General features: G+C 52.1%; 13 protein-coding genes and 1 riboswitch. Of the genes, 6 read left to right on the top strand and 7 right to left on the bottom strand.

What is annotated here, in order from left to right; translation table 11 throughout:
* The first annotated feature begins 116 nt into the window (after nucleotides 1-116).
* Nucleotides 117-4,337: a DNA-directed RNA polymerase subunit beta' gene (gene rpoC / locus AB3G37_RS22795; protein WP_009639138.1), complete on the top strand. Its 4,221-nt coding sequence runs from the start codon at nucleotides 117-119 to the stop codon at nucleotides 4,335-4,337.
* Between the two features lie 210 nt (nucleotides 4,338-4,547).
* Here rpoC and thiH read toward each other — a convergent pair whose 3' ends face one another.
* The 7 genes from thiH to AB3G37_RS22760 all read right to left on the bottom strand — a co-directional run bounded on the left by thiH (nucleotide 4,548) and on the right by AB3G37_RS22760 (nucleotide 10,878).
* Complete coding sequence (gene thiH / locus AB3G37_RS22790; RefSeq protein ID WP_369791018.1) at nucleotides 4,548-5,690, bottom strand: 2-iminoacetate synthase ThiH; 1,143 nt, start codon at nucleotides 5,688-5,690, stop codon at nucleotides 4,548-4,550.
* A 2-nt stretch (nucleotides 5,691-5,692) separates the two neighbouring features.
* Nucleotides 5,693-6,460 carry a thiazole synthase gene (locus tag AB3G37_RS22785; RefSeq protein ID WP_369789170.1) on the bottom strand — a complete coding sequence of 256 codons (768 nt, stop codon included), beginning with the start codon at nucleotides 6,458-6,460 and terminating at the stop codon, nucleotides 5,693-5,695.
* 3 nt (nucleotides 6,461-6,463) lie between these two features.
* Complete coding sequence (gene thiS / locus AB3G37_RS22780; protein ID WP_009639135.1) at nucleotides 6,464-6,664, bottom strand: sulfur carrier protein ThiS; 201 nt, start codon at nucleotides 6,662-6,664, stop codon at nucleotides 6,464-6,466.
* Nucleotides 6,661-7,410: a ThiF family adenylyltransferase gene (locus tag AB3G37_RS22775; RefSeq protein WP_369789169.1), complete on the bottom strand. Its 750-nt coding sequence runs from the start codon at nucleotides 7,408-7,410 to the stop codon at nucleotides 6,661-6,663. Before AB3G37_RS22775 ends, thiS begins: the two co-directional genes overlap by 4 nt.
* Nucleotides 7,397-8,056, bottom strand: a complete 660-nt coding sequence (gene thiE, locus AB3G37_RS22770; protein WP_369789168.1) for a thiamine phosphate synthase — start codon at nucleotides 8,054-8,056, stop codon at nucleotides 7,397-7,399. The genes AB3G37_RS22775 and thiE overlap by 14 nt, the downstream gene beginning before the upstream one ends.
* Nucleotides 8,053-10,020 (bottom strand): phosphomethylpyrimidine synthase ThiC, encoded by a 1,968-nt coding sequence (gene thiC / locus AB3G37_RS22765; RefSeq protein WP_369789167.1) that lies wholly within the window; start codon nucleotides 10,018-10,020, stop codon nucleotides 8,053-8,055. Before thiC ends, thiE begins: the two co-directional genes overlap by 4 nt.
* 128 nt (nucleotides 10,021-10,148) lie before the next feature.
* A riboswitch (TPP riboswitch) is annotated at nucleotides 10,149-10,274 on the bottom strand.
* Between the two features lie 88 nt (nucleotides 10,275-10,362).
* A complete protein-coding gene (locus tag AB3G37_RS22760; RefSeq protein ID WP_009639131.1) occupies nucleotides 10,363-10,878 on the bottom strand; it encodes an Rsd/AlgQ family anti-sigma factor in 516 nt (171 codons plus the stop codon).
* A 104-nt stretch (nucleotides 10,879-10,982) separates the two neighbouring features.
* On the opposite strand from AB3G37_RS22760, the gene nudC reads away from it, so the two are divergent.
* The 5 genes from nudC (at nucleotide 10,983) to hupA (ending at nucleotide 14,771) form a co-directional block, all read left to right on the top strand.
* The gene (nudC, locus tag AB3G37_RS22755; protein WP_009639130.1) at nucleotides 10,983-11,759 is read left to right on the top strand and encodes an NAD(+) diphosphatase; all 777 of its coding nucleotides are present in this window, start codon (nucleotides 10,983-10,985) and stop codon (nucleotides 11,757-11,759) included.
* Between the two features lie 125 nt (nucleotides 11,760-11,884).
* The gene (gene hemE, locus AB3G37_RS22750; protein WP_369789166.1) at nucleotides 11,885-12,952 is read left to right on the top strand and encodes a uroporphyrinogen decarboxylase; all 1,068 of its coding nucleotides are present in this window, start codon (nucleotides 11,885-11,887) and stop codon (nucleotides 12,950-12,952) included.
* A gap of 13 nt (nucleotides 12,953-12,965) precedes the next feature.
* Nucleotides 12,966-13,646 (top strand): deoxyribonuclease V, encoded by a 681-nt coding sequence (gene nfi, locus AB3G37_RS22745; RefSeq protein ID WP_369789165.1) that lies wholly within the window; start codon nucleotides 12,966-12,968, stop codon nucleotides 13,644-13,646.
* Between the two features lie 70 nt (nucleotides 13,647-13,716).
* A complete protein-coding gene (locus tag AB3G37_RS22740; RefSeq protein WP_009639127.1) occupies nucleotides 13,717-14,307 on the top strand; it encodes a YjaG family protein in 591 nt (196 codons plus the stop codon).
* Nucleotides 14,308-14,498: 191 nt separating this feature from the next.
* Nucleotides 14,499-14,771: a nucleoid-associated protein HU-alpha gene (hupA, locus tag AB3G37_RS22735; RefSeq protein WP_009639126.1), complete on the top strand. Its 273-nt coding sequence runs from the start codon at nucleotides 14,499-14,501 to the stop codon at nucleotides 14,769-14,771.
* Nucleotides 14,772-14,785: the final 14 nt, after the last annotated feature.

The raw sequence follows: 14,785 nt of genomic DNA, 5'->3' as shown, positions 1-14,785 counted from the left end.
CCTCTAGTCCGGGGTATGAATAGAACACTCGCATTCACCGTGGTCACAGGGGTACCTGCCTGTTTACCAGTAGATAGTCAGGTGCCTAACAGGTCTAACCAGACGGGAGCCAATCCGTGAAAGACTTACTAAAGTTTCTGAAAGCGCAAACTAAGACCGAAGAGTTTGATGCGATCAAAATTGCTCTGGCATCGCCAGACATGATCCGTTCTTGGTCTTTTGGTGAAGTTAAGAAGCCAGAAACCATTAACTACCGTACGTTCAAACCAGAGCGTGACGGCCTTTTCTGTGCCCGTATTTTCGGACCAGTAAAAGATTACGAATGCCTGTGCGGTAAGTACAAGCGTTTAAAACATCGCGGCGTGATCTGCGAGAAGTGCGGCGTTGAAGTGACCCAGACTAAAGTACGCCGTGAGCGTATGGGCCACATCGAACTGGCTTCCCCGACTGCACACATCTGGTTCCTGAAATCTTTGCCATCGCGCATCGGTTTGCTGTTGGATATGCCACTGCGTGACATCGAACGCGTACTGTACTTCGAATCTTATGTTGTTATCGAAGGCGGTATGACCAACCTCGAAAAACGCCAGATCCTGACTGAAGAGCAGTATCTTGACGCGTTGGAAGAGTTTGGTGACGAGTTCGACGCCAAGATGGGTGCAGAAGCTATTCAGGCCCTGTTGAAAAACATGGATCTGGAAGCGGAATGCGAGCAGCTGCGTGAAGAGTTGAACGAAACCAACTCCGAAACCAAGCGTAAGAAACTGACCAAGCGTATCAAGCTGCTGGAAGCGTTCGTACAGTCTGGCAACAAGCCAGAGTGGATGATCCTGACCGTGCTGCCGGTACTGCCGCCAGACTTGCGTCCATTGGTTCCGTTGGACGGTGGTCGTTTCGCAACGTCGGATCTGAACGATCTGTACCGTCGCGTGATCAACCGTAACAACCGTTTGAAACGCCTGCTTGATTTGGCTGCGCCAGACATCATCGTACGTAACGAAAAACGTATGCTGCAAGAAGCGGTAGATGCTTTGCTGGATAACGGCCGTCGCGGTCGTGCAATTACCGGCTCTAACAAGCGTCCGCTGAAATCTCTGGCAGACATGATTAAAGGTAAACAGGGTCGTTTCCGTCAGAACTTGCTGGGTAAACGTGTCGACTATTCAGGTCGTTCCGTTATCACCGTAGGTCCATACCTGCGTCTGCACCAGTGTGGTCTGCCGAAGAAAATGGCTCTTGAGCTGTTCAAACCGTTCATCTACGGCAAGCTTGAGCTGCGTGGTCTTGCTACCACCATCAAAGCCGCCAAGAAAATGGTTGAGCGCGAAGAAGCTGTCGTTTGGGATATCCTGGACGAAGTTATCCGCGAACACCCGGTACTGCTGAACCGTGCACCAACCCTGCACCGTTTGGGTATCCAGGCGTTTGAACCTGTTCTGATCGAAGGCAAGGCAATCCAGCTTCACCCGCTGGTTTGTGCGGCATACAACGCCGACTTCGATGGTGACCAGATGGCAGTACACGTTCCGCTGACGCTTGAAGCTCAGCTGGAAGCGCGTGCCCTGATGATGTCTACCAACAACATCCTGTCACCAGCGAACGGCGAGCCAATCATCGTTCCTTCACAGGACGTTGTATTGGGTCTGTACTACATGACCCGTGACTGTGTTAACGCCAAAGGCGAAGGCATGGTGTTGACTGGACCTAAAGAAGCCGAACGCGTTTACCGCGCCGGTCTTGCTTCTCTGCATGCTCGCGTAAAAGTGCGTATTACAGAAGAGATCAAGAATACTGAAGGCGAAGTTACCCACCGTACCTCGATTATCGATACGACGATCGGTCGCGCCATCCTGTGGATGATCGTGCCAACAGGTCTGCCGTTCTCTATCGTTAACCAGCCGTTGGGCAAAAAAGCTATCTCCAAAATGCTTAACACTTGTTACCGCATTTTGGGCCTGAAGCCGACCGTTATTTTTGCTGACCAGACCATGTACACCGGTTTCGCCTATGCAGCACGCTCAGGTGTGTCTGTTGGTATCGATGACATGGTTATCCCTGCCAAGAAAGCAGAGATTATCGATGAAGCAGAAACCGAAGTTGCAGAAATTCAGCAGCAGTTCCAGTCTGGTCTGGTAACCGCTGGCGAACGATACAACAAGGTAATCGATATCTGGGCCGCAGCCAACGAACGTGTTGCCAAGGCCATGATGGAAAACCTGTCTGTAGAAGACGTTGTCAACCGTGACGGCGTTACTGAGCAGCAGGTTTCCTTCAACAGCATCTTTATGATGGCCGACTCCGGTGCGCGTGGTTCACCTGCACAGATTCGTCAGCTGGCCGGTATGCGTGGTCTGATGGCCAAGCCGGACGGTTCCATCATTGAAACGCCAATCACTGCGAACTTCCGTGAAGGTTTGAACGTACTTCAGTACTTCATCTCAACCCACGGTGCTCGTAAAGGCTTGGCGGATACCGCACTGAAAACGGCTAACTCCGGTTATCTGACCCGTCGTCTGGTTGATGTGGCACAGGACCTGGTAGTTACCGAAGACGACTGTGGTACCCACGAGGGTATCCTGATGACTCCGGTTATCGAAGGCGGCGACGTTAAAGAACCACTGCGTGAGCGTGTACTGGGTCGTGTAACGGCTGAAGACATCCTCAAGCCGGGTACTGCGGACATTCTTGTTCCGCGTAACACCCTGCTTCACGAGAAGACGTGTGATCTGTTGGAAGAGAACTCTGTCGACAGCGTGAAAGTGCGTTCTGTAGTAAGTTGTGAAACCGACTTTGGTGTGTGTGCTAACTGCTACGGTCGCGACCTGGCACGTGGTCACATCATCAACAAAGGTGAAGCGATCGGCGTTATTGCAGCACAGTCAATCGGTGAGCCAGGTACACAGCTGACGATGCGTACGTTCCACATCGGTGGTGCGGCATCTCGTGCGGCGGCAGAATCGAGCATTCAGGTTAAGAACACCGGTACGATTAAGCTGAGCAACCACAAGCACGTTACCAATGCTAACGGCAAACTGGTTATCACTTCTCGTAATACCGAGCTGAAATTGATCGACGAATTCGGTCGTACCAAAGAAAGCTATAAAGTGCCTTACGGCTCTGTAATGGGTAAAGGTGATGGTCAACCTGTTAACGGCGGCGAAACCGTTGCTAACTGGGATCCGCACACCATGCCAGTAATCAGTGAAGTGAGTGGTTTCATTCGCTTTACCGATATTGTCGATACCCTGACCATTACCCGTCAGACTGACGACCTTACCGGTCTGTCATCTCTGGTGGTTCTGGATTCGGCAGAACGTAGCACCGGTGGTAAAGACCTGCGTCCAGCGCTGAAAATCGTTGATGCCAAAGGCAACGACGTATTGATCCCAGGTACAGATATGCCTGCTCAATACTTCCTGCCAGGTAAAGCGATTGTACAGCTGGAAGATGGTACTCAGATCCACTCTGGTGACACCCTTGCGCGTATTCCTCAGGAATCAAGCGGTACCAAGGACATCACCGGTGGTCTGCCACGCGTTGCCGACTTGTTCGAAGCGCGTCGTCCGAAAGAGCCTGCAATCCTTGCTGAAATCAGCGGGATTATCTCGTTCGGTAAAGAGACCAAAGGCAAGCGCCGTCTGGTAATTTCTCCGTTGGATGGCAGCGATGCCTACGAAGAAATGATCCCTAAATGGCGTCAGCTGAACGTGTTCGAGGGTGAGGTTGTGGAACGTGGTGACGTCGTATCAGACGGCCCAGAGTCTCCACACGACATTCTGCGTCTTCGTGGTGTGCATGCGGTTACCCGTTACATCACCAACGAAGTGCAGGAAGTTTACCGTCTGCAAGGCGTTAAGATTAACGATAAACACATCGAAGTTATCGTTCGTCAGATGCTGCGTAAAGGCACCATCGTTAGCGCGGGCGGCACCGACTTCCTGGAAGGCGAGCAGGCAGAAATGTCTCGCGTTAAAATCGCTAACCGCAAGCTGGAAGCTGAAGGCAAAATCACGGCAACATTCAGCCGTGACCTGCTGGGTATCACCAAGGCATCCTTGGCGACCGAGTCCTTCATCTCCGCTGCATCGTTCCAGGAAACGACGCGCGTTCTTACCGAAGCTGCTGTTGCAGGTAAACGTGATGAACTGCGCGGCCTGAAAGAGAACGTAATTGTGGGCCGTCTGATCCCAGCCGGTACCGGTTACGCTTATCACCAGGAACGTGCACGTCGTAAAGCTCTGGGCGATGTGCCAGTTGCACCGCCAGTTAGCGCTGACGAAGCAACGGCTAACCTTGCCGAGTTGCTCAACGCAGGTTTTGGTAGCAGCGAAGATTAATTCTTCCCGGTGACCAAATAAAAAACCGCTCTTTATTGAGCGGTTTTTTTTTGCCCTTCATTTATCCTTCCTCTTTCAAACCGCAGATGCGTTACCTGCGCTCACTCGCCCGAATCACTGACCCGTGTCAGCTCATCGGGACTCGGCTCGCTTGCCGCCTTCCTGCAATTTGAAATCTATTGGATAAAGGATTTGCTAAATATCAGCCGATCAAAGCCTTCTTCCCAAATGCTGATCCCAGTCCTTCCAGACGGGTTGTAAACCTGCCTGCGTGAGCGCTTTGGCGACCTGTGCTGGTGGTCGATTGTCATGTGGTTCGAACTGTTCCAACTCGGGTTTATCATCTTCGACATAACCGCCGGGCTGAGTTTTTGAACCCGCACTGACGGTGGTGATCGCTACCGGAATAACGTGGTCGCGAAAATATGGAGACTCGCGGGTTGATAGCGAAAGCTCGACATCGGGCGCAAACAGTCGGAAAGCGCAAATCAGCTGCACAAGCTGTTTTTCATCCAGAATCGAAGCCGGTTCTATCCCGCCAGCGCAAGGGCGTAAACGCGGGAACGCCACGGAATAGCGACTCTGCCAGTATGTTTGCTGTAAATAGAATAGGTGTTCGGCCACCATGTAGCTGTCAGTTCGCCAGTTATTCGATAAACCAAACAGCGCTCCAAGACCGATTTTATCAATGCCCGCTCGGCCCAGCCGGTCAGGCGTTTCCAATCGCCAAAAGAAATCCTGTTTTTGACCGCGCAGATGATGCAAAGCGTAAGTCGGCGCATGATAGGTTTCCTGATAAACCAGCACCCCGTCGAGGCCGAGATCTTTCAGTTCGGCGTACTCGTGCTGATCCAGCGGCTGAACCTCAATCATCAGAGAACTGAAATGACTGCGGATCGCCGGAAAATGACGACGGAAATAATCCATCCCCACTTTGCTCTTGTGCTCTCCGGTTACCAGCAGCAAATGTTTGAAACCCAACGCATTGAGCGCCAGACACTCTTTCTCGATCTCAATTTCATCCAACGTTTTGCGTTTAATTTTATTGCTCATCGAGAAGCCGCAATAAGTGCATTCGTTGGCGCAGAGATTGGAAAGATACAGCGGAGCAAAGAAACTTACGGTGTTACCGAAACGTTGACGGGTAAGCTGCCGGGCTTTTTGCGCCATCGGTTCAAGGTAGGCCGCGGCTGCCGGTGAGATAAGCGCCATAAAATCTTCACGACTGACGCGCGGGCTATTCAAAGCTCGTTCAACATCGACTGCCGTTTTACTGTTGATGCGCAGCGAAATGTCGTCCCAGTCCAGCGTCTGCCAGTGATCCTGAAAACCGCGTCCCTGATAATCTTTCATCATCAGACATTCTCCAGAAACTGGGTTAGCGGACTGGAAGCACTGGCGTGGTTTGATTTACTGCCAAGGCCACTGATTTTCGCCAGCTGTCCGGCTTCAACGGCCAATTTAAACGCCGTGGCCATTGCCACCGGGTCGCGTGCGACGGCAATTGCGGTATTCACCAATACTGCATCGGCGCCGAGTTCAATTGCTTCCGCTGCCTGGCTTGGTGCGCCAATTCCTGCATCGACAACCACTGGTACCTTTGCCTGTTCAATAATAATGCGCAGGAACTCACGGGTTTGCAGGCCTTGATTAGAACCGATCGGCGATCCTAGCGGCATTACTGCGGCGCAACCGACTTCTTCCAGGCGTTTGCACAGCACGGGATCGGCGCTGCAATACGGCAGCACGATAAATCCCTGCTTCACCAGCGCTTCGGCAGCTTTCAGCGTTTCCACCGGATCGGGCAGTAGGTAGCGTAAATCCGGGTGGATCTCGAGCTTGATCCATTGAGTTCCCAGTGCTTCGCGGGCCAATTGGGCGGCAAAAATCGCCTCCTCGGCCGTTTTTGCTCCCGAGGTGTTAGGCAGCAGGCGTACTCCCAAAGATTGCAACGGGTTAAGAATATCGTCACCGCCGCGTTTCAGGTCGACGCGCTTCATCGCCATGGTCACCAACTGACTGCCAGAGGCGATAATTGCCTGCTGCATTAATGCAGAGCTGGCGAACTTACCCGTTCCGGTGAACAGGCGTGAGGTAAAGGTAGTATCGGCAATTTTTAGCATGGTTTATCCTCCGGCAATTGCTTGAAAAACAACAACGTTGTCTCCGTCATTCAGCCTATGCTCCGCCCAGTGCGGGCGAGGAACAATGACTTGATTAACGGCAAGCGCACTGCCAGATAGCGGTTGTTCGAGAAAGGTCAGCAGTGAATCCACAGTCAGCGGCGTGTCAAAATGATAGTCTGCGTCGTTAACGGTAATTTTCATTTGAGTGCCCCACAGACCGGGCAACCCACCGATCTCGTCAGTTGCAGAGTCCGCCAGCTTTGCTGTTTGCCGTCGAACAGTCTCAGTTTTCCGCTCAGCGGGCTGGTGGCACCGGCCAGCATCTTGATTGCTTCCAGCGCCTGCAATGTGCCGATCACCCCAACCACCGGACCTAATACTCCGGCGGTGCGGCAGTTGCGGGTGGGGGTTTCTAAATCGGGATACAGGCAGCGATAGCAGCCGTGAACATAGGGCGCTTCAATCACCAACAGCTGGCCGCTGAAGCCAACCGCGCTGCCGCTGATCAGCGGCTTTCCTGCCTCGACGCAGGCTTTGTTGACCGCGTGTCGGGTTGACATATTGTCACTGCAGTCCAATACCAAGTCGGCCCGAGAAACGATTGCCTCAAGGTTGTCTTGATTCAGACGTTCGGTAAACACTTCGGTCTGACACAGCGGATTCAATTTCTCCAACTCGCGCTGGGCAGTTTTTGCCTTGTGGCTGTCGATATCCGCCGTGCGATACAGAATTTGTCGCTGCAAATTGGAGACGTGCAGCGTGTCGTCATCGGCTAAAAACAGCGTGCCAACCCCTGCCGCCGCCAGATAAAGCGCAGCCGGAGAGCCTAGGCCACCAAGTCCGACGATCAACACCTTCGCTGCGCGGATTTTCTCTTGACCTTCCATGCCGACATCTTCCAGCAAAAGCTGTCGGCTATAGCGCATAAATTCATTATCGTTGAGCATGGTTGTCGTCCCGGTAAGGGCAAAGCTCGATTAATTGCTGCGTCGCTGCACGCCAGTCTGCTGCCTTGGTGATCGCGCTGACCACCGCCACGCTGCCAACACCGCATTCCATTACAGGCTGCACGCGCTCAAGGCTGATCCCGCCGATCGCAACAGTCGGGAATCTGCCGTTCAGTTGTTTGATGTGATGCGCCAACTCTGCCAGCCCTTGCGGTGCAGAGGGCATATCTTTGGTTTGTGTGGGAAATACGTGACCCAAGGCAATGTAGGAAGGATGCACACTGATGGCGCGTTCCAACTCGGCTTCATCGTGGGTAGAAACGCCCAAACGCAGACCGGCCTGATGAATCGCCAGCAAATCGGTAGTATCCAGATCTTCCTGTCCAAGATGAATACCGTAGGCCTGATGTTTCACCGCCAGATGCCAGTAATCATTGATAAACAGTCGCGCCTCATACTGGCGACCCAGTTTTATAGCCTCGATAATTGCCGGTTCAACCTCGGCGTCGGGCAGGTCTTTAATTCTGAGTTGCAGCGTTTTTACACCGGCTTCAAGCAATCGACGGACCCACTCGACACTGTCGACTACTGGATACAGGCCGAGGTAATAAGGCACTGCCGGAAACGGGGTAGACGGGATATTCATTTACCCACTCCTTCTTCAATTTTGTCGGCCGGATGATAAAGCTCGCTGCCGCGCTGGCGAAACTCTGCTGACATCTGCAACATGCCGGTTTCAACGATGTCGATCGGAATAGCTTGGGCTTCAAGCGCCGCGGCATATTCGCGAACTTCCTGAGTAATTTTCATTGAGCAGAATTTTGGCCCGCACATCGAACAGAAGTGTGCGACTTTTCCAGACTCTTGCGGCAGGGTTTCATCGTGATAGGCACGAGCGGTGGCCGGATCCAGTGCCAGATTAAACTGATCTTCCCAACGGAATTCGAAACGCGCTTTCGACATGGCGTTATCGCGGATCTGTGCGCCCGGATGGCCTTTTGCCAGATCCGCAGCGTGCGCGGCGATCTTGTAGGTAATCAAACCTTGTTTAACGTCTTCTTTGTTCGGCAAACCAAGATGCTCTTTTGGCGTTACATAGCACAGCATCGCGCAGCCAAACCAGCCGATCATCGCGGCGCCAATTCCTGAGGTAAAGTGATCGTAGCCTGGAGCAATATCAGTGGTTAGCGGCCCGAGGGTATAAAACGGCGCTTCATGACATTTATCCAGTTCTTCAGTCATGTTGCGGCGGATCATCTGCATCGGCACATGTCCAGGACCTTCAATCATCACCTGCACGTCGTATTCCCAGGCAATTTTAGTCAGCTCGCCCAGCGTTTTCAGCTCGGCAAACTGCGCTTCGTCATTAGCATCTTGAATCGAACCCGGACGCAGACCATCGCCGAGTGAAAGCGAAACATCGTAGGCCGCACAGATTTCACAAATTTCACGGAAATGGCGATAGAGGAAGCTTTCCTGATGATGCGACAGGCACCATTTCGCCATGATCGAACCGCCGCGTGACACGATACCTGTAAGCCGTTTGGCAGTCATCGGCACGTAGCGCAGCAATACGCCCGCGTGGATGGTGAAGTAATCGACACCTTGCTCGGCCTGTTCCAGCAGCGTATCGCGGAACATTTCCCAGTTAAGATCTTCTGCCACGCCGTTGACTTTTTCCAGCGCCTGATAGATTGGCACGGTGCCGATAGGAACCGGACTGTTACGCATGATCCATTCACGGGTTTCATGGATGTAGCGGCCAGTTGACAGATCCATCACCGTGTCCGCACCCCAACGAGTTGACCACACCAGTTTTTCAACTTCTTCTTCAATGGAAGAGGTGACCGCCGAATTGCCGATGTTGGCGTTGATTTTTACCAGGAAGTTTCGGCCAATGATCATCGGCTCAGATTCTGGGTGGTTGATATTGGCAGGAATGATTGCGCGGCCGGCGGCGACTTCGTCACGCACAAACTCGGCGGTAATATTCTGTGGCAGGTTGGCGCCAAAGCTTTCGCCCGGATGCTGTTGCAGCAGCACTTCACCGCGAATGCGCTCACGACCCATATTTTCACGCAGGGCGATATATTCCATTTCCGGCGTGACAATACCCTGGCGCGCATAGTGCAGCTGGGTCACGCATTTGCCGGCTTTAGCTTTGCGCGGACGGGGCAAGTGCTCGAAACGCAGATGATCCAGACCTTCGTCAGCCATGCGCTGCTGGGTAAAGCCAGAGCTGACCTGTGGCAGCTGTTCAGTGTCCTGGCGCGCTTCGATCCAGCGGGCACGTACTTTATCCAAGCCACGGTGCACGTCTATCTTTGATTCGGGATCGCCGTATGGGCCGGCGGTGTCATAAACCGGGATCGCTTCGTTATCTTCAAACTTCGGATCATCTTTAGTGCCGCCGATCATCGTCGGGCTGAGCTGGATCTCGCGCATTGGCACCAGAATGTCATCGTGGCTGCCCTGCAGATAAATTCGTTTGGAGTTAGGGAAGGCGACGCCCTGTAAGCTGTCGATAAAAGCCTGTGCTTCGGCACGTTGCTGACGACGATGACTGGTTTTTTTTACCGGGACATTCTGAGTATCAGGGGTGTTCGACATAGCAAATTCCTCGTTTTTGGCGATAGGGAAAATTGCTTGTCAGGAGATTTACAGCGGGAGTAAAGCGATGTGTCAGGACCTTGCGGCGCAGCAGTTTTTAACAACTACGGAGACGAACGGCCAAACGCAAATAAGTTACTCTTGTTCCCTTCGCGGGTACTAACCCGATCAGGTTCCGCGGATCCCGAATTAACGGTCTCAGCCTGGCAAATTTCCTTTTGGGAAGTCTGCGCTAGGCACTCCGACAAGAATTGGCCTGCGATTTCCAGGCCGTTTAAGAAGCCCCAATATACGAGGCTAATTATAAAACACAACCCTTTGCAGGGTTTTAGAACAAAACTGTTAAGCCGGTCGTACTATTGCCTCATCGTTTGCAACGGGTGGCAATGGCGCGATTTTAGTATCCAGAGCTAACGTAATGAGCTGATCTTCAAGCTCAAAACGGGCATCGAGTGCTTCCCCGATATCTGAGAGCGCATAGTTGAATTCGTAGATGTTCTCATCGTCGAGATCGGTTTCTGTATAACTGTCATGGAAAGCCATGATAGTTTCCGTATTGGCATCGAGCGCGGGAAAAATCCTTGCTGCCAGTAACGAAATTGCTGCTTGGGGGCCGTCGGATTCTTCAACTATCCTGTGATAAAGGTGAAAATGTCCTGCAGACAGGTAGTCAACCAGGTTATGGCAGAAGTTATCCAGGGCTTTCTCGTTCAGCGGCGTATGTTTTTCTTTATTAGGTTTCAGGCCAACGAGAGTGCAGTAAGAAACCAGGAGTTCCTTGCGCGCCTGCAGCCATTGATCGATCAACTCGTGGTTACCACCGACGCGTTGGGTCAATCTTTCAAGACGATTTAACATGGTTGAGTCCCTGTGAATAACGATAAATAGCCAATACGTTGAAGATTACTTATGTAACTTTTGTGTCCCAGACTTCTCAGTGTAGTCGAGGTTTGCAATAAAAAATGGAAATCCAAATAACAGATCAACACAGCGGCTGGTGGGTTATCAGTCTTGACGGCAAGCTGTGGTTGCCAGAGGGATCCTTGCCAAAAGGATCGGCCAGGCACTTTTCTTTTGTTGGCGATACAGGGCGACAGATCGGCGAGTGGCAGGGAGAACCGGTGTGGTTGATCCGCAAAAGCATGAAGGATCAAATGCTTTCTGCACGACAGCTGCTGGATCAGGATCGCGGATTGTTCCAGCTGGTAGGCCGTGGCGTTCAGCTCTCTGAATTCTATCGATCTCACAAGTTTTGCGGCTATTGCGGCCATGAAATGCACGTCAGTAAAACCGAATGGGCGGCACTTTGTGGAAATTGTAAAGAGCGCTATTACCCGCAGATTGCACCGTGCATGATTGTGGCTATCCGCCGCGGCAACGAGATCCTGTTAGCTCAACATGTTCGCCATCGCGGTGGTGTACACACGGTTTTGGCCGGTTTCGCCGAGGTAGGCGAAACTCTGGAAGAAACTGTCGTTCGTGAAGTAATGGAAGAGAGCAATATTCGGGTTAAAAATATCCGTTACGTCAGCTCACAGCCTTGGCCATTCCCAAATTCTTTGATGATGGCATTTATGGCCGATTACGACAGCGGCGAAATACGTCATGATCCCAAGGAGCTGCTCAATGCCGGTTGGTATCGTTACGATGCTTTGCCGTTGCTACCGGCCATTGGCACTATTGCCCGTCGCCTGATTGAAGATACCGTGGTTCTCTGCCGCGCAGAGGAAGAATCTTAGGCCCGACGTGCTACAATGTTCGCCTTATTTTTAGGCGCCTGGCTCGTGCTCACCAAAGTCAGGCTGCCCATCCGGGTCCGCCATACCCCAAAAGATCAGCAAAATATTAAAGGATCTTGTCAAGAATGAATGAGTTAAAAAACGATCGCTACCTGCGCGCACTGTTACGTCAGCCCGTAGATATTACCCCGGTATGGATGATGCGCCAGGCTGGCCGCTATTTGCCAGAATACAAAGCGACACGTGCAGAGGCAGGCGATTTTATGTCGCTTTGCAAAAATGCCGAGTTGGCCTGTGAAGTCACTCTGCAACCTTTGCGCCGTTATCCTCTGGATGCCGCGATCCTGTTCTCAGATATTCTGACCATTCCTGACGCCATGGGTCTGGGGCTTTATTTCGAAGCGGGAGAGGGTCCACGTTTCTCTTCGCCGCTGACTTGCTACGCCGACGTTGCCAAATTGCCAATTCCCGATCCGGAAGATGAGCTGGGCTACGTGATGAACGCCGTGCGAACTATCCGTAAGAATCTTAAAGGCGAAGTGCCGCTGATTGGTTTCTCAGGCAGCCCCTGGACGCTGGCAACCTACATGATTGAAGGCGGCAGCAGCAAAGCTTTCACTAAAATCAAGAAGATGATGTATGCCGAGCCTGCCACGCTGCACCTGTTACTCGACAAACTGGCCGACAGCGTAATTCTCTATCTCAACGCACAAATCAAGGCTGGTGCGCAGTCGGTGATGGTGTTTGACTCTTGGGGCGGCGTGTTGACTGGCCGCGATTACCTTGAGTTTTCCCTGAATTACATGCACAAGATTGTCGACGGCCTGATCCGTGAAAATGACGGACGCCGCGTGCCGGTTACGCTGTTCACCAAAGGCGGCGGACAGTGGCTGGAAGCGATTGCGGCGACCGGCTGTGATGCGCTGGGTCTCGACTGGACCACCGACATCGGCGAAGCCCGTCGTCGCGTGGGCGATAAAGTTGCGCTGCAAGGTAACATGGACCCGTCTATGCTCTATGCATCCCCAGCGCGTATCGAACAAGAAGTCGATACTATTTTGTCCAGCTACGGGCACGGCAATGGTCATGTCTTCAATCTGGGTCACGGCATTCATCAGGACGTTCCGCCTGAAAACGCCGGTGCTTTCGTTGAAGCAGTACACAGCTTGTCGCGCCAGTACCACCAGTCCTAAGAAAGGATTCTGCATGATCGATACCGGCGCAATGCGCGAAGAGCAGTTGATTAAGGCACAGCAGATCGTGCTGGAAGACTCGCCTTCGCCACTGCGTCCGGTGTTTATCGCGGGAGCTGATATTGGCTTTGAACAGGGTGGCGAAATTACCCGCGCGGCGATTGCCGTGCTGCGCTACCCCTCGATGGAGCTGGTGGAATACCAGATAGCCCGCATCCCTACGCAAATCCCCTATATTCCCGGTTTTCTTTCCTTTCGCGAATGCCCTGCGTTAATTGAAGCCTGGCAGATGCTGCAACATCGTCCCGATTTGCTGATGGTCGACGGGCAGGGCATTGCTCACCCTCGCAGGCTTGGCGTAGCCAGTCATTTTGGCCTGATGATTGGTGTGCCGACCATCGGTATCGCCAAAAGTCGCCTTTGTGGTCATTTTCTGCCGCTGGGCGATGCCGTAGGTTCCACACAGGCCTTGTGGGACAAGGATGAACAGCTTGGATGGGTGTGGCGCAGCAAGCTTCGTTGCAATCCGCTGTTTATTTCTCCGGGCAATGGTATCAGTGTCGCCTCATCGTTATATTGGGTTAAACAATGCAGCCGTGGATATCGTCTACCCGAGCCCACTCGCTGGGCTGACGCGGTAGCTTCAAATCGGCCCGCATTTCAGCGCTGGCAACGCCTGAGCGGCCAGCTTTAAGAATCCAGGCGTAGGAGGCTGTCATATTTTCAGGTAAACTCCCGCCCAGAAAAGTTAATGAGAAAATACCATGTTACGTAACCCGATTCATTTACGTCTGGAAAAGCTGGAAACCTGGCAACATTTGACGTTTATGGCCAGCCTTTGCGAACGTATGTACCCAAATTATCAGATGTTTTGCATTCAGTCAGGATTCGGCGAACCCCAGATTTATCGCAAAATTCTCGATCTGGTGTGGGAAACACTTGTAATAAAAGATGCAAAGGTTAACTTTGACTCCCAGTTAGAAAAGCTGGAGGAGGCAATCCCTTCTTCAGACGACTATGATATTTACGGCGTGTATCCGGCGATTGATGCCTGCATCGCCCTGGGTGAGCTGCTTCACTCGCGTTTAAGCGGGGAAACACTGGCCCACGCAATCGCTATTAGTGAAACATCAATTCGTACCGTTGCCATGCTTGAGATGACTCAGGCTGGCAAAGAAATGACCGATGAAGAGCTGAAAGTGATACCGGCGGTTGAAGAAGAATGGGACATCCAATGGGAGATTTTCCGCCTATTGGCTGACTGTGAAGAACGTGACCTCGAATTGATAAAAGGGTTACGTTCTGACCTACGTGAAGCCGCTGTGAGTAACATTGGGATAAATTTAACGCAATAAGGCAAGAAAACGTGATTTAACGCCTTATTTAGCGTATCTCAAGGCTTCACATCCGTACCCTGTCTGGTCTACATTTGGGGTGCGTAATAAAAAGTGGCTATCGGTGCGTGTATGCAGGAGGGTGCTGTCAATCGGCATATCCGTCGCACTCGATGCTTTGCAAACGATAAACACACTGTAAAGGATAACTTATGAACAAGACTCAACTGATTGATGTAATTGCTGACAAAGCTGATCTTTCTAAAACACAAGCTAAACTGGCTCTTGAATCTACTCTGTCTGCAATTACCGAGTCTCTGAAAGAAGGTGAAGCAGTACAATTAGTTGGTTTCGGGACTTTTAAAGTCAATCAACGTAACGAGCGCACTGGCCGTAACCCGCAGACAGGCAAAGAAATCAAAATCGCTGCTGCTACCGTTCCAGCGTTCGTTTCAGGCAAAGCTTTGAAAGAAGCTGTTAAGTAATTGCTTGCAGTGAA

This window comes from Rouxiella sp. WC2420 (assembly GCF_041200025.1).
Lineage (GTDB): Bacteria > Pseudomonadota > Gammaproteobacteria > Enterobacterales > Enterobacteriaceae > Rouxiella.
This window is presented reverse-complemented; position numbering and strand designations above follow the sequence as displayed.